Source organism: Amycolatopsis sp. M39, from assembly GCF_001651785.1.
Classification (GTDB): domain Bacteria; phylum Actinomycetota; class Actinomycetes; order Mycobacteriales; family Pseudonocardiaceae; genus Amycolatopsis; species Amycolatopsis rubida.
Genome location: NZ_LWSF01000006.1, coordinates 165,043 through 178,766 on the forward strand (window position 1 = coordinate 165,043; position 13,724 = coordinate 178,766).

General features: G+C 70.5%; 15 protein-coding genes. 9 read left to right on the forward strand and 6 right to left on the reverse strand.

Going from position 1 to position 13,724, the window contains the following annotated elements:
* The first annotated feature begins 63 nt into the window (after positions 1-63).
* Positions 64-270 carry a MaoC family dehydratase N-terminal domain-containing protein gene (locus tag A4R44_RS52060; RefSeq protein ID WP_157904909.1) on the forward strand — a complete coding sequence of 69 codons (207 nt, stop codon included), beginning with the start codon at positions 64-66 and terminating at the stop codon, positions 268-270.
* A complete protein-coding gene (locus A4R44_RS18005; protein WP_067581566.1) occupies positions 243-980 on the forward strand; it encodes an AMP-binding protein in 738 nt (245 codons plus the stop codon). Before A4R44_RS52060 ends, A4R44_RS18005 begins: the two co-directional genes overlap by 28 nt.
* Here the strand turns inward: A4R44_RS18005 and A4R44_RS47995 are convergent.
* Genes A4R44_RS47995 through A4R44_RS18015 form a run of 3 tightly spaced genes read right to left on the reverse strand, consistent with a single transcriptional unit; the run spans position 938 to position 2,540 of the window.
* Positions 938-1,246, reverse strand: coding sequence for a hypothetical protein (locus A4R44_RS47995; protein WP_157904910.1), 309 nt, complete (start codon positions 1,244-1,246; stop codon positions 938-940). The genes A4R44_RS18005 and A4R44_RS47995 overlap by 43 nt on opposite strands.
* A 39-nt stretch (positions 1,247-1,285) precedes the next feature.
* On the reverse strand, positions 1,286-1,891 hold the full coding sequence (locus A4R44_RS18010) for a TetR/AcrR family transcriptional regulator (RefSeq protein WP_067582307.1): 606 nt from the start codon (positions 1,889-1,891) through the stop codon (positions 1,286-1,288).
* A 52-nt stretch (positions 1,892-1,943) separates the two neighbouring features.
* The gene (locus tag A4R44_RS18015; RefSeq protein WP_067581569.1) at positions 1,944-2,540 is read right to left on the reverse strand and encodes a TetR/AcrR family transcriptional regulator; all 597 of its coding nucleotides are present in this window, start codon (positions 2,538-2,540) and stop codon (positions 1,944-1,946) included.
* A gap of 61 nt (positions 2,541-2,601) precedes the next feature.
* On the opposite strand from A4R44_RS18015, the gene A4R44_RS18020 reads away from it, so the two are divergent.
* Positions 2,602-3,477, forward strand: a complete 876-nt coding sequence (locus A4R44_RS18020; RefSeq protein WP_067581573.1) for an oxidoreductase — start codon at positions 2,602-2,604, stop codon at positions 3,475-3,477.
* A gap of 4 nt (positions 3,478-3,481) precedes the next feature.
* Here the strand turns inward: A4R44_RS18020 and A4R44_RS18025 are convergent, their stop codons facing one another.
* Both A4R44_RS18025 and A4R44_RS18030 read right to left on the reverse strand, forming a co-directional pair.
* Positions 3,482-4,336: an alpha/beta fold hydrolase gene (locus A4R44_RS18025; protein WP_067581576.1), complete on the reverse strand. Its 855-nt coding sequence runs from the start codon at positions 4,334-4,336 to the stop codon at positions 3,482-3,484.
* A gap of 82 nt (positions 4,337-4,418) precedes the next feature.
* Entirely contained in the window at positions 4,419-4,751 is a 333-nt protein-coding gene (locus A4R44_RS18030; protein ID WP_067581579.1) for a VOC family protein, read from the reverse strand.
* 178 nt (positions 4,752-4,929) lie between these two features.
* Between A4R44_RS18030 and A4R44_RS50420 the strand changes: the two genes are divergently transcribed.
* From A4R44_RS50420 to A4R44_RS18050, 5 genes are all read left to right on the forward strand, one after another.
* Entirely contained in the window at positions 4,930-5,304 is a 375-nt protein-coding gene (locus A4R44_RS50420) for a TetR/AcrR family transcriptional regulator (protein WP_232791650.1), read from the forward strand.
* Positions 5,259-5,576, forward strand: coding sequence for a hypothetical protein (locus A4R44_RS50425; RefSeq protein WP_232791651.1), 318 nt, complete (start codon positions 5,259-5,261; stop codon positions 5,574-5,576). Before A4R44_RS50420 ends, A4R44_RS50425 begins: the two co-directional genes overlap by 46 nt.
* Before the next feature lie 386 nt (positions 5,577-5,962).
* Positions 5,963-7,489 (forward strand): Re/Si-specific NAD(P)(+) transhydrogenase subunit alpha, encoded by a 1,527-nt coding sequence (locus tag A4R44_RS18040; RefSeq protein WP_067581582.1) that lies wholly within the window; start codon positions 5,963-5,965, stop codon positions 7,487-7,489.
* A 19-nt stretch (positions 7,490-7,508) separates the two neighbouring features.
* Positions 7,509-8,927, forward strand: coding sequence for a Re/Si-specific NAD(P)(+) transhydrogenase subunit beta (gene pntB, locus A4R44_RS18045; RefSeq protein WP_067581585.1), 1,419 nt, complete (start codon positions 7,509-7,511; stop codon positions 8,925-8,927).
* A 14-nt stretch (positions 8,928-8,941) separates the two neighbouring features.
* A complete protein-coding gene (locus tag A4R44_RS18050) occupies positions 8,942-9,916 on the forward strand; it encodes an NADPH:quinone oxidoreductase family protein (RefSeq protein ID WP_067582310.1) in 975 nt (324 codons plus the stop codon).
* Here the strand turns inward: A4R44_RS18050 and A4R44_RS18055 are convergent.
* Entirely contained in the window at positions 9,894-12,911 is a 3,018-nt protein-coding gene (locus A4R44_RS18055) for a BTAD domain-containing putative transcriptional regulator (RefSeq protein WP_067581588.1), read from the reverse strand. The genes A4R44_RS18050 and A4R44_RS18055 overlap by 23 nt on opposite strands.
* An 81-nt stretch (positions 12,912-12,992) precedes the next feature.
* Here A4R44_RS18055 and A4R44_RS18060 point away from each other — a divergent pair.
* A partial coding sequence (locus tag A4R44_RS18060) for an MFS transporter (protein WP_157904926.1) occupies positions 12,993-13,724 on the forward strand: 732 nt, incomplete at its 3' end.

The following is a 13,724-nucleotide window of genomic DNA, read 5'->3' on the forward strand; positions in this document are numbered from 1 at the left end:
TCTCCGGGCGGACTTCGCCGAGTTCACCGGTCAGCGGGCCGAGCCGGCGCGGTGAACGAGGCGATGATCCGCAACTGGGTCGAGGCGCTCGACGACCGCAATCCGGTATACGTCGACGACGCCGCGGCGAAGGCGGCCGGCCGTCCCGGCGTCGTCGCGCCGCCCGCGATGTGCTCGACCATGGATCATGGCCGGGTACCGGCGCTACTGCGAGATCCAGGAGCTGCGCCCGCGAGGGCGCGGTGGAGGATTTCGCGTACTCGCGGCTGATGAACGTGCTCGACGCGGCCGGCTACACCTTGGTGGTGGCCACCGACGTCGAGCAGGAAATCACCCCGGGCACGCACGTGACCTGCTTCACCTACGTCGGCCGGGTGCTGAGCTACGTCGTCGCGCGGCCGGAGTGGCCGACCGACGCCGACAACCGGCTGGAGGTCGCCTTCGGCTCGGAGGCCGCGCCGGGCGAATCCGCCGAATTCCGCCGCCGGTTCGGCTGCGAAGTGCGGGAGGGCTACGGGTCCAGCGCGGGCGGAACCCGCATCGTGCCCGGCCCGGACGCGCCGCCGAACGCACTGGGCTGCCCCGCGCCGGGAATGCGCGCGGAAATCCGCGACCAGGACAACCGGGAATGCCCGCTCGCCGGATTCGACGAGAACGGCCTGGTGCTGAACGGCGAGGAAGCGACCGGCGAGATCGTCGCGGTGGGCCGGGGGAAAACGTGCGAGGGCTACTACCGCAACCCCGCCGCTGTGGCCGAACGGCTGAAATTCGGCGGCGAGGACTTCTGGACCGGCGACCTGGGCTATCGCGACCGCGACGGCTACCTGTACTTCGCGGGCCGGGCGGCGGACTGGCTCCGCGTGGACGGCGAGAACTTCGGCACGATCCCGGTCGAGCGGATCCTGGGCCGGTACCCGGCGTTCGCGGTGGCGCACTGCTACGGCGTGCCCGATCCGCGGACCGGCTCATGGCGTCGGTGATTCTCGCTGAGGATGCCGTCTTCGATCCGGTCGAGTTCGATGGATTCCTTGCCGCGCAACCGGATCTCGGTACGAAATGGCGGCCTGCATTCCTCCGGATCCTCGACGAGGCTCCGGTGACCGGCAGCGGCAAGGGGGACAAGGCCCCGTTGCGCGCGCAGGGCTGGGAGGGCGGCCGGGTGTGGTGCGCGCCGAGCCGGACCAGTCCGTACCGGCTGCTCACCGAGGAGGATCGGGGGGCGCTGCGGGCCGAGTTCGTCGCGCATGGCAGGGAGAATCCGCTGCCGGCGGCGGCATGGCGCTGCTCACCGAGGCGGCAGCCCCCGGGAAATCCTCGCGAACACCTCGCGCAGCGTCGCCGGAACCGTCTTCTCCAGGCTCTCGTCCAGAAACCGGTTCAGCACCGTGGTCATCGCCGCGATCGCGACGTCCGACACCAGCCGCGGGTACAGTTCGCCGACCTGCGTACCGGTGCGTTCGGCGATCGCCTTGACCAGCTCGCCGGTTTCCACGCGCGCGAGCGCGGTGCGCATCTCCGGCGTCGCGCTCCACGCCTGCACCGCGCTGAGCTGGTCGGATGCTGGCTGCCCGTAGGGCACTCCGTCGGCGCGCAGCGGTTCGATGAGCGCTTCGGCGAGCGCGGTCCACAGCGGTTCGTCCGCCGGGCGGTTGCGCAGCAGTTCCGCGCTGAGCCGGATCCGGTGCTCCTGCCGGTAGGCGACCGCGTCGTATTTCGTGGCGAAGTAGTTGCTGAACGTCCGAAGCGACACCCCGGCCCGCTCGGCGATGTCCTCGCGGACGACGTTGTCTGGACCTCTCTCGTACATCAGCGCCACGGCGGCGTCGCTCAGCGCTTTGCGCGTGTCGAGCTTCTTGCGTTCTCGCAAGCCGAGCGGTCGTTGGTCAGCCATGCCGACCACGGTATCCAATTGCCGGCCGCGTTCGACCGGCCGATCGGTTTCGTTATGGACGAGCGCCGCGCAGGAACTGTTCGACGGCGGTGTCCACGAGCCCGTCGAGCAATTCCGGCGGAACGAGGTCGCCGTTGCCGAGCGTCGCGATTCCTTGCAGCGTCGCGAACAGCACGACGCCGATCCGCTGCGGCGGCCCCTCCTGCAACGCGCCCTGCTGCTGACCTTCGAGGATCAGGTCGTTCATCAGCGCGAACGGCGCTTCGGCGGCCTGCACGATCCGCGACGCGCCAGGGCGGTGCTTGCTGGTGTACATCAGTTCCAGCAGCGCAGAGCTCTCGGTGGCGAAGCGGGTGTACGCGGTTGCCGCGGCGCGTACCCGGCCTGGGAAATCGTCGGCAGTCTTCAACGCCGTGCGCAACGCGCTGTCCAAACGGGCGAAACCGGTTTCGGCGAGAGCGTCGAGCAACGCCTGCCGATCCGGGAAGTGCCGGCGCGGTGCGGCGTGACTGACGCCGATCTCCCTGGCCAGGTCGCGCAGCGACAGCTGATCGGCCCCGTGCGCGCGCAACCCGCGTTCGGCCGCGTCGAGCAAGGCGGTGCGGAGGCTGCCGTGGTGGTAGGGGCGGTCTTCGGACTGGTCGCGCACCCGGTCAGTCTAGCAGCATGTTTCCGTTGACAACATTGTTTCCGGTGCCTACTTTGGGGACATGGACCTTCTTCCGGAAAACCAGACCGGCCGCACCGCCGTGATCACCGGTGCGAACAGCGGACTAGGCCGGGCGACGGCGGCGGCGCTGGCCGCCAAGGGCGCGCGGATCGTGCTCGCGGTGCGGAATCCGCGCGGCGGCCGCGAGGTCGCCGGCCAGCTGCCCGGCGACGCCGAAGTCCGCCAGCTCGACCTCGCCGACCTGGCGTCGGTCCGCGCGTTCGCGGCGGAGTTCACCGAGCCGATCGACCTGCTGATCAACAACGCCGGCATCATGATCCCGCCGCTCTCGCGCACCGCGGACGGCTTCGAATCCCAGTTCGGGACCAATCATCTCGGCCATTTCGCGCTCACGAACCTTCTTTTGCGGCAGATCCGCGGCCGGGTGGTCACGGTTTCGTCGAACGGGCACCGGGTGGGCTCGATCGATTTCGCCGACCTGAACTGGGAACGCAGGCCGTACCGGGCGACGGCGGCCTACGGGCAGTCGAAACTCGCGAACCTGCTGTTCACCGCCGAACTCCAGCGCCGGCTGGCCGAAGCCGGTTCGCCGGTGCTCGCGACCGCCGCGCATCCGGGCGTGGCGGCGACGAACCTGCTGAAAGTCGAGATGCCGGTGCTCTCCACCGTCGCGAAATTCGGCACTCGCCTGTTCGCGCAAACCCCCGAACAAGGCGCCCGGCCGACGCTTTACGCCGCGCTGGCCGACATCCCGGGGGACAGCTACGCGGGTCCGCGCGGTTTTCTGCAGAACCACGGCGCGCCGAAACTCGTTGGCCGGTCAGCGAAAGCACGCGATCTTGAGACCGCCCGTCGCTTGTGGACTGTCTCCGAAGAACTGACCGGAGTGCGCTTTCCGCTGGCTGTGCCGGCCTGAGGCGTTATTTCGCGCCGGTTTCGGCCAGGAACGCGGTCAGTTCCTCGGCCAGCCGTTCCGGCTGGTCTTCCGGGATCAGCGTGCCGCTGTCCGGGATTTCGACGAGACGGCCGTCCGGGAACAGCTCGGCGAGCCGCCGTCCGTGCTCGGCGGGCATCATCCGGTCCTTGCCCGCCCACGCGACCAGGACCGGCCGGTCGAACGCCCGCAGCCGCTCGGTCCATTCGAGCAGTACCCGTCGCGGCGGGCTCCCGGTGGCGAATTTGACCATGTCCCGGCGGATTTCCTTGTCCCGCAACGCCGGCGCGAACCAGCCTTCGAGCACGTCGTCGGGGATCCGGCTTTCGCACATCCCGCCGTACGCGGCTTTGGCGTGGCGGTAGAACGACGTCCGGGTGGCTTGGACGTGCAGCCACGGTCCGCCGGGAAGGCGGAGCAGCTTCACGGCCGGTCGCGCGGGCTTGGGCGGGAAGTTGTCGAACGCTTCGCACGCGACGAGCGCGAGCCGTCCGACCCGGGCGACGTGCTCGGCCGGGGCCAACCCGCCTGCGACGAGGAATTGGCCGCCGCCCCAGTCGTTGAGCACGATGGTCGCGTCGCGGAGGTCGAGTGCGGCGAGGAATTCGCCCAGCAGCCGCGCGACCCCGAACTGGGTCAGGTCGGCGTCGGGCCGCATCGGGGCCAGGTGCGCGCCGAGCGGCAGCGTGGGCAGCAGGCAGCGGCAGCCGTCCAGCAGCGGGACGACCTTGCGCCATTGCGTGCCCGACATCGGGAAACCGTGCCCGAACACCAGGGCCGGTCCGGCGCCGCCGGTGTCGGTGTAGTCGATCGGCCCGGCGGACAGCTCCACGCGCGGCATCGGACCTCCCTCGGGTCTGGCGACTAGAGCGATCTCTCTAGTCGCGACCCTAGGCCGGTCCGGACCGGACGGTCAAGCCGGATCACGTGCCGCTGAAGACGACGCGGTTCCCGTCCGGATCGGCGAGCGGCAGAATGCGCGCGCCGCCGCCGGGCAGCGGTCCGTCGTGCGCGATACCGGCCTTCGCGGCCTTGGCGGCGGCCGCGTCGAGATCCGTTTCCTCGAAGACGACCGTCGACCGTCCGGCGCGCTCGGGTTCGGACCACACTTGCAGTCCGAAGGCGTCGTCGAGGTGCCATTCCAGCAGGCCGGGCATCGGCCGCGCGTCGGGACTGCGGCCGAACAACACGGTGTACCACTTCTCGGCACGCGGGAGGTCGGAGACGGTGCACTGGGCGAGTACTCGGCGGATCATGGCTTCCCCTTCGAAGTGATTGTGCTCTGCAAGCGCTTCCAGGAGACCACGAGTGCTAGCGAAGTGCAAGCACTTCTGCCGCTTCGCGGTCTCCGGCCAGGGTCCACAGTGGACCGCACTGCTGCCGGGTGCCGGAGACCCCGGCGCTCCGAGCGGAATCCCTGTTCAGTGGCTTATTATGAGCAAAAGCTCACTGCCGTCGAGGAGGTTCGGGAGGTCCGGAAAGCGGCTCCGGCCGCGCCCGGAACCCCAGCGGGTGCGCGGCGAGCCGACCCGGCAGCGGATCCTCGCGGCCGCCGCGCGGATTTTCGCCGAGCGGGGCTACGCCGCGGGTACCACGAACCGCATCGCGGAGCGGGCGCCGGTGTCGATCGGGTCGCTGTACCAGTACTACCCGGACAAGGACGCCATCCTCGTCGCGCTGGCGGCGCGGAAACCCTGCGCCGCCACCGGGAAACCGCCGGGCCGCCGGAGACGCTCGACGGGGCGCTCCGCGAACTCGTGCACGTGGCCGTCCCCAACCACCTCGACGATCCGCAGTTGCTGGGCGTGACGGCCGACCAGGCCCCGCGTTCGGCGGAGTCGCTGGAGCGGATCGCCGACGTGCGCGATCTGCCGGAGCGGTCGCCGGAACCGATCGTGTCCAATGTGGACATGGCGGCGCGGATCGTGGTGAACACGGTGGAACTGCTCGTGCACAAGCTGATCGCCGGTCCGGAGCCGCTCGACCTTCCCGCGTTCGAGGACGCGCTGAGGGCCATGCTGACCCGCTACGCGACCGCGGGCTCCGAGCGGAGCAGCGGATTGCGCCGCCCGGTCGGCTGAGCCAGGGGAGGCCGGTTGTCAAGTGGCGGACATCACTGCGGACCTCGTGATCGATCCGGCGGCCGGGTCCCCGGGCCCGCCCCCGGCAGCGACGGCCGGGGACCGGCGAGGCGGTTCAACCGGGTAGTCGGCGGTTTCCCGGCTCGCCGCCGCGGCCCGGGAAACCGCGCGGGGGACCCGGCCGCCGCGACCGGCCGGGGCTATGACCGTGATCTCGTCGCACTCGCTGTCGAAAAAGGGGCTCCGGTTGGCTGCCGGAGGCCGGGCGGCATGGGAGTATCCAGCGCATCTGTACCTGAAGCGGGCGAAGTCGGACCAGGTGGCGACCCCAAACGCCGTCAGGCCCGGCCGGCGGGTCTTCCGCGAACGAGCGGGAAGGAGACAGCATGCTGATCGGGGTGCTCAAGGAGGCCCAACCGGGGGAGACGCGCGTCGCGGCGACCCCGGAAACGGTGGGCAAGCTGCGCGGGCTGGGCTACGAGGTGGCGGTGGAGCCGGGCGCCGGGCTGGCGTCGGGGTTCTTCGACCAGGCGTATGCGGACGCGGGCGCGGCGGTCGGGTCGATCGTTGAGGCGGACATCGTGTTCGGGGTGAACGCTCCCTCTTCCGAGCAGCTGGACGCGGTGAAATCGGGCGCGACGGTGGTGAGCTTGCTGGCTCCGGCGTTGAAGCCGGAGCTGGTGGAGGATGTGGCGAAGCGGCCGATCACGGCGTTGGCGATGGACGCGGTGCCGCGGATCAGCCGGGCGCAGTCGCTGGACGTGCTGTCCTCGATGGCGAACATCGCCGGGTACCGCGCGGTGGTGGAGGCGGCGCACACGTTCGGGCGGTTCTTCACCGGGCAGGTGACCGCGGCGGGCAAGGTCAACCCGGCCAAGGTGCTGGTCGTGGGCGCCGGGGTGGCCGGGTTGGCGGCGATCGGCGCGGCGGGGTCGCTGGGGGCGATCGTGCGGGCGACGGACCCGCGCCCGGAAGTCGCTGATCAGGTGAAGAGCCTGGGCGGGGAGTATCTGTCCATCGAGGACCCGAACGCGGAGGTTTCCGCCACCGGGTACGCGAAGGAGATGGGCGACGACTACAAGGCGCGCGAGAAGGAGCTGTACGCGACGCAGTGCGAGGACGTCGACATCATCGTCACGACGGCGTTGATCCCGGGCCGTCCGGCGCCGCGGATCATCACCGGCGAGATGGTGGCGTCGATGAAGCCGGGTTCGGTCATCGTGGACATGGCCGCGGTGAACGGCGGCAACGTCGAGGGTTCGGTCGCCGGCGAAAGCATCGTCACCGACAACGGCGTGACGATCCTCGGCTACACCGACCTCGCGGGGCGGCTTCCGGCGCAGGCGTCGCAGCTCTACGGCACCAACCTGGTCAACTTGATGAAGCTGATGACGCCGGAGAAGGACGGCCAGCTCGTGGTCGACTTCGACGACGTGGTGGTCCGGTCGATCACGGTGGTGAAGGGCGGCGAGCTGACGTGGCCGCCGCCGCCGGTGCAAGTCTCCGCGGCTCCGCAGAAGCCCGCGGCGGCGCCGGAGAAGAAGGAGGAACCGGAGAAGCAGCCGATGTCCCCGGGGCGTCGGCTCGGGCTGGTGCTGGGGGTCGCGGCGGTGTTCCTGCTGCTGGCGGCGTTGGCTCCGGCGGCCCTGCTGCCGCATCTGACGGTGTTCGCGCTGGCGATCGTGATCGGCTACTACGTGATCGGGCACGTGCACCACGCGCTGCACACGCCGTTGATGTCGGTGACGAACGCGATTTCCGGGATCATCGTCGTGGGGGCTCTGCTGAATCTGGTCAGCGGCAACACGGTGGTCGTCGTGCTGGCGGCGGTGGCGACATTGCTGGCGACGATCAACATTTTCGGCGGGTTCGCGGTGACCCGCCGGATGCTCGCCATGTTCTCCCGCAGCTGACCCGAGAGGCCTTCTTCAGATGACTGTGCACACTGCGAGCCAGGCCGCCTACATCGTGGCCGGGCTGTTGTTCATTCTCGCGCTGGCCGGGCTGTCCCGGCACGAAACCGCGCGGGTCGGAAACTATTTCGGCATCGCCGGGATGGTCGTCGCGTTGATCGCGACGATCGCCCAAGCCGTCACGGGGGAGATCACCGGGACGTCGATCGCGTTGATGATCGTCGCGATGGTGATCGGCGCCGGGATCGGGCTGCGCCGGGCGGCGGTGGTCGAGATGACCGGGATGCCCGAGCTGATCGCCCTGCTGCATTCGTTCGTCGGTCTCGCCGCCGTTCTGGTGGGCTGGAACGGCTACCTGCAAGTGGAAGCGGACCCGTCCGGCGGGGAAGCGGCGCATCTCGGCAGCCTCGGCACGGTGGGGATCCACCATGCCGAGGTGTTCATCGGGGTGTTCATCGGGGCGGTGACGTTCACCGGGTCGATCGTGGCGAACCTGAAGCTGTCGGCGAAGATCAAGTCCGCGCCGTTGATGCTGCCGGGCAAGAACTTCCTGAACCTCGGCGCCCTTGTGCTGTTCGTGGCGTTCACCGCGTGGTTCGTCGCCAGCCCGGCGCTGTGGCTGCTGATCGTCGTCACCGTGCTCGCCCTCGCGCTCGGCTGGCATCTGGTCGCCTCGATCGGCGGCGGGGACATGCCGGTGGTCGTGTCGATGCTGAACAGCTACAGCGGCTGGGCCGCTGCGGCGTCGGGCTTCCTGCTGGAGAACGACCTGCTGATCATCACCGGCGCGCTCGTCGGTTCCTCCGGTGCGTACCTGTCCTACATCATGTGCAAGGCGATGAACCGGTCGTTCATTTCGGTGATCGCGGGCGGGTTCGGGATCGAAGCCGGACCGTCCGGCGACAAGGATTACGGCGAGCACCGCGAAATCAACGCCGAGGGCGCGGCGGAACTGCTGACGGCCGCGTCGCGGGTGATCATCACGCCGGGCTACGGGATGGCGGTCGCGCAGGCGCAGTACGGGGTGGCGGAGCTGACCCGGAAACTGCGCGACAAGGGCATCGAGGTCCGCTTCGGCATCCACCCGGTGGCCGGACGCCTGCCCGGCCACATGAACGTGCTGCTCGCCGAGGCGAAGGTCCCGTACGACATCGTGCTGGAGCTGGACGAGATCAACGACGACTTCTCCGACACCGACGTGGTGCTGGTGATCGGCGCCAACGACACCGTCAACCCGGCCGCGGCCGAGGACCCGGGCAGCCCGATCGCGGGCATGCCGGTGCTGACGGTGTGGGAAGCGGAGAACGTCGTCGTGTTCAAGCGGTCCATGGCTTCGGGGTACGCGGGCGTGCAGAACCCGCTGTTCTTCCGGGAGAACTCGGCGATGCTCTTCGGCGACGCCAAGGACCGGGTCAACGACATCCTCGCCGCGCTGTGAACCAGGAGAAACGCATGAAAGCCGTACACATCAAGGATCTCGAAGGCCCGTCGACCGTTTCGGTAGCCGAAGCCGACGCGCCTTCGCGTGCCGGGGACCAGGTGCTGATCGACGTGCACGCGGCCGGGGTGTCGTTCCCGGATCTGCTGCAGACGCGCGGGCTGTACCAGGTGAAGCCGGAGTTGCCGTTCGTCCCGGGCGCGGAGGTCGCCGGGGTGGTGGCGGCGGCTCCGGACGGCGCGGCGGTCAAGGCCGGGGACCGGGTCGCGGCGCTGCCGTTCCTGGGCGGGTTCGCCGAGCAGGTCGCGTGCGCGGCCGACGCGGTGTTCCCGATCCCGGACGAACTGGGCTTCGACCAGGCGGCGGCGATTCCGTTCAACTACCTGACCGCGCATTTCGCGCTGTGCCGGCGCGGCCGGATGGCGGCCGGGGAGACCGTGCTGGTGCACGGCGCGGCCGGCGGGGTCGGCACGGCGGTCATCCAGGTCGCGAAGGCGTTCGGCGCGGGCAAGGTGCTCGGCGTGGTGTCGACGCCGGAGAAGGGCGAGACGGCGGTCGCGGCCGGGGCGGACGAGTACGTGCTGGCGGAGGGCTTCAAGGACGCGGTGAAGGCGTCGACCGGCGGCCGCGGCGTGGACGTGATCGCGGATGTGGTCGGCGGCGACCGGTTCACCGATTCGCTGCGCTGTCTGGCCGCGGACGGGCGGATGCTGGTCATCGGATTCACCGGCGGGTCGATCCCCGAGGTGAAGGTGAACCGGTTGCTGCTCAACAATTTGGACGTCGTGGGCGTCGGCTGGGGCGCGTACGCGCTGCCGCGGCCGGGGTACTTGCCGGGGCAGTGGGCGGAGCTGCTGCCGAAACTGGCTTCCGGGAAGATCGTGCCGCCGCTGGGCGGGAGCTACCCGCTGGCCGAAGTGCGGCAGGCGTTGGAAGCCATCGAAAACCGGAAAGCGATGGGGAAACTCATCCTGTCTGTGCGGCCATAGCTGCTGCGGCGTCGACCGGCAACTGGGCGCCCCGATCGAACATCGCGCCGAAGGCGGATTCGCCGAGGACGGATCGGGCGGCCTCGGCGATCCGGTCGACGTCGCCGCGCTCGGCGGGCGGGAGCGGTGCGCCGGCACTGCGCCGCGCGGCGTCGGCGGCGCCGAGCAGCAACGCCGCGGTTTCCGGAACCACCGTGCCCGCTAGCCCTTCCAACGACAGCGCGAAAGCACGTGGCTCATCGAGCATTCGCGCGTACTCCAGGCCTTGCCGGTGATACTTCTTCGCCCGCACTGGATCTCCCCGGAGTTCGGCGATGAAACCGAGTTCCGCGTACCGCAAATGGTCGCCCGCCGTCGAGGACAGGCCGCGGTATTCGTCGCGGATGCGAGTCAGGCGGCGTTCTGCGGCGTCGAGGTCCCCGGAGCGGCGGGCACCCAGTGCGAGGCCCATTTCGGCGTGGATCCGGCCGTAGGCGTAGCCGTGCGCGGCGGCGCTGCGGAGAGCTTGTTCGTGCAGGTCGCGGGCTCGGTGCCAGTCGCGTTCGAGCAGCGCCAGGCGGCCGAGGCCGGACAGTCTCGCGGACACTTCCGCCTGCAAGCCCAGTTCGCGCGCGATGGCCAGTCCTTCGTGCTGGCGGCGCGCGGCTTCGGCGTAGTCGCCCTTGATTTCGGCGAGCGCGGCCAGTGGCGGGATGGTCTGCATCTCGCCCCACCGGTCGCCGAGGCGGCGGAAGATCTCCGCGCTGCGCAGACCGTCGCGGCCGAGCCCGGCGAGATCACCGCGGACCAGGCTGAGCATCGCGCGCAGGCCGAGCGCCGCGGCGACACCCCATTCGTCGTCGCCGGCAGCTGCCAGGGCACGGGCGTTCACCTCGTGGCTGGCATCGAGGTCGCCGACGCTGAACAGGCTGTAGGCGCGCAGCCATAGCGCGCGGGCGCTCTCCGGGGAATCGGGCGGGGCTTGTTCGCCGGTCAGCAGGGCGAACGATCCAGTGAGGACAGTGAGATCCGGAGTGGGCCCGGCGACCCGCAGCACGGCGGACAGCATCCGGCGGCCTTCAGTGAGCCTGCCGCGCAGCAGCCACCACCAGGACAGCGCTGTCGCGAACCGCACCGCCTCGGCGGGCGACCGGCAGACGGCCTCGTCCAGAGCCGCGCGCAGGTTGCCTGCTTCGACGTCCAGCCGGGCCAGCCAAACCCGTTGCCCGGCACCGTGCAACTGGGCTTTTTCGGCGATCTCCAGATAATGGCGCAGGTGCCTTTCGCGGGTGACAGCCGGATCCGCCACCCGCTCGACGGCATACGCGGCAACGGATTCCAGCAGCCGGTACCGGATCCCGGCCGGTCCGTTCGAGACGGACACCAGCGACCGGTCGACCAGCCGGAGCACGAGATCGACCACGTCGCCGTCTCCCGCGCAGACGGCTTCGGCGGCGGCGAGATCGAAACTGCCGCGATGGACGGCCAGTCCGCTGAGGACGGTCCGTTCCGGCTCGCTGAGCAGCTCCCAGCTCCAGTCGAGCACCGCGCGCAAGGTCTGCTGCCGCGCCGGAGCGCCGCGCGGTCCTCGGGTCAGCACGGCGAACCGGTCGTTGAGCCGGGCGGCCAGTTCCCGCACGCCCAAGCCGCGTACGCGGGTCGCCGCGAGTTCCAGCGCGAGCGGGAGGCCGTCGAGGCGACGGCAGATCTCGGCGATCGTGCCGGCGTCGCCGGTGAAATCCGGGGCGGCGGCGGTGGCGCGCTCGGTGAACAGCCGCACGGCGTCCGCGGGCGACAGCGGTTCGACCGCGAACACGGTTTCGCCCGGCAGACCGAGCGGTTCCTGGCTGGTGACGAGAATCCGCAGGTGACGGGTCGAGCGGAGGAGCGCTTCGACGAGTTCGGCGGCGGCTTCGACGACGTGCTCGCAGTTGTCCAGGACGAGCAGCATCCGCCGGTCGCGCAGGGCGGTGGCGAGCCGTCGGGCCGGGGAGGCGGCGTCGGCCGAGTCGCGGATTCCGAGCACTGCGGCGACCGTCTCGGCGAGGTCAGCGGAACCGCGAGCGGAGGCGAGTTCGACTAGCCAGGTGCCGTCCGGGAAGCGTCGTGAGTGCTGATCACGGTGAGAACCGTGATCAGCACTCACGACGCCCACTGCCAGCCTGGACTTGCCGACCCCGCCCGGCCCGGTCAGCGTCACCAGCCTGGCCGGCAGCTCCCTCAGCCGGGCGAGCGCGTCTTCCCGGCCGATCAACGGCGTCAACGGGCGGGGGAGGTTGCCGCGTGGTTCGGCAGCCAGTCCGGGGTCTTGGCGGAGCAGCGATTCGTACAGCGCGCGCAGCTGCGGGCCCGGATCGACGCCCAGCTCCTCGGCCAGGCGGGTGCGGAGATCGGTATAGGAGGCAAGGGCTTCGCTCTGCCGTCCGCGCAGGTACAGTGCGCGCATCTGCGCTGCTCGCAAGCCCTCCCGCAGCGGATGCCGCGCGATGACGTCCGCCAGATCGTCCGCGGGGGAGCAATCGCCTGCTTCGACCTGGGCTGTGGCTTGTTCTTCCACCGCGGCCAGGCGTAGCTCGGACAGCCGGTGCGCGGCCGGTCTCGCGAACTCCTCGTCGGCGAAGTCGGCGAACGGCTCGCCTCGCCACAGGTCCAGGGCTTCGGCGAAGCACGCCGCCCGGGCTCGGGGATCCGTCGTCGCGCGAGCCTGGGCGACGAGGTCGCGGAACTGGGCGGCGTCGGAATGGCCGATCCGCAGCCGGTAGCCCGCCGGTTGCCGTTCGACGCCTTCCCGGCCGACGATCCGGCGCAGCTGCGACACCTTGGCCTGCAACGCGCCTGCCGGTTTGCCCGGCGGGCGAGCGCCCCAGAGGTCCTCGATCAGCCGATCCGGGGCGACCGGCCCGCCGTCGTGGGCCAGGAGGGCTGCGAGCAGCGCCCGTACTTTCGCTTCGGGCACGGCGACCGGTGCGCCTGTCCCGTCCCACACCGCGAGCGGGCCGAGCATCCCGAACCGCATGCGTCGCCCCTCGTTCGCGCCGTCAGATCACCGTCAGCCGATCGTAAGCATTCCCGAAGTCCCGGTCCGCATGGTGGGCGCATGAGCCCCACCTCAGCCGCCGTCGCGCCGACCCGGCGGCTTCCGCTTTTCGCGCTTCTGTCCCTCGCCACCGCGGTGTTCGTCACCAGCCTCACCGAGACGCTGCCCGCCGGTCTGCTGCCCGCGATGAGCGCTTCGCTCGGCGTCAGCGAATCCGCGACCGGGCAGACCGTCACCGGCTACGCGCTGGGCACCGTGCTGACCGCGATCCCGCTGTCCACGATCACCGCGGGCTGGCGACGCAAACGGTTGCTCCTGACCGCGATGGCCGGATTCGCCGTGGCCAACACTGTCACCGCCGTGTCGTCGGAGTACAGCCTGACGATGGTCGCGCGGTTCGTCGCGGGCGTCGCCGCCGGTCTCGCATGGGCGCTGCTGGCCGGGTACGCCCGCCGCCTCGTCGCCCCCGCTCTGCAGGGCCGGGCCATTGCCATCGCCATGGCCGGGATCCCGGTCGCGCTGTGCCTTGGCGTGCCCGCGGGGACCTTCGCCGGCCAGCTGACCGGCTGGCGCACCGCGTTCCTCGCCATGACTGTGCTCACGCTGGTGTTGCTGGCCTGGATCGCCGCGGCCGTGCCGGACTTCCCCGGCCAGCCCGGGGGAGCGCGCCCGAAGATGCTGCCCGCTCTGCGGATCCCCGGAGTCGCGGCGGTCCTGCTCGTCACGCTGGTGTTCGTGCTGGCGCACACCGTGCTGTACGCCTACCTCGCGACCTTCCTCACCGGCCTCGGC

Coding starts and splice junctions, on each gene's coding strand:
- A4R44_RS18020 (WP_067581573.1), top strand. CDS start 2,602: ATGGACCTTCTTCCGGAAAACCAGACCGGCCGCACCGCCGTGATCACC.
- A4R44_RS18050 (WP_067582310.1), top strand. CDS start 8,942: ATGAAAGCCGTACACATCAAGGATCTCGAAGGCCCGTCGACCGTTTCG.
- A4R44_RS18025 (WP_067581576.1), bottom strand. CDS start 4,336: ATGCCGCGCGTGGAGCTGTCCGCCGGGCCGATCGACTACACCGACACC.
- A4R44_RS50420 (WP_232791650.1), top strand. CDS start 4,930: ATGAGCAAAAGCTCACTGCCGTCGAGGAGGTTCGGGAGGTCCGGAAAG.
- A4R44_RS18010 (WP_067582307.1), bottom strand. CDS start 1,891: ATGGCTGACCAACGACCGCTCGGCTTGCGAGAACGCAAGAAGCTCGAC.
- A4R44_RS18040 (WP_067581582.1), top strand. CDS start 5,963: ATGCTGATCGGGGTGCTCAAGGAGGCCCAACCGGGGGAGACGCGCGTC.
- A4R44_RS18055 (WP_067581588.1), bottom strand. CDS start 12,911: ATGCGGTTCGGGATGCTCGGCCCGCTCGCGGTGTGGGACGGGACAGGC.
- pntB (WP_067581585.1), top strand. CDS start 7,509: ATGACTGTGCACACTGCGAGCCAGGCCGCCTACATCGTGGCCGGGCTG.
- A4R44_RS18030 (WP_067581579.1), bottom strand. CDS start 4,751: ATGATCCGCCGAGTACTCGCCCAGTGCACCGTCTCCGACCTCCCGCGT.
- A4R44_RS47995 (WP_157904910.1), bottom strand. CDS start 1,246: ATGCGCGACGAACTCGGCCCGCAGCGCCCCCCGATCCTCCTCGGTGAG.
- A4R44_RS52060 (WP_157904909.1), top strand. CDS start 64: ATGATCCGCAACTGGGTCGAGGCGCTCGACGACCGCAATCCGGTATAC.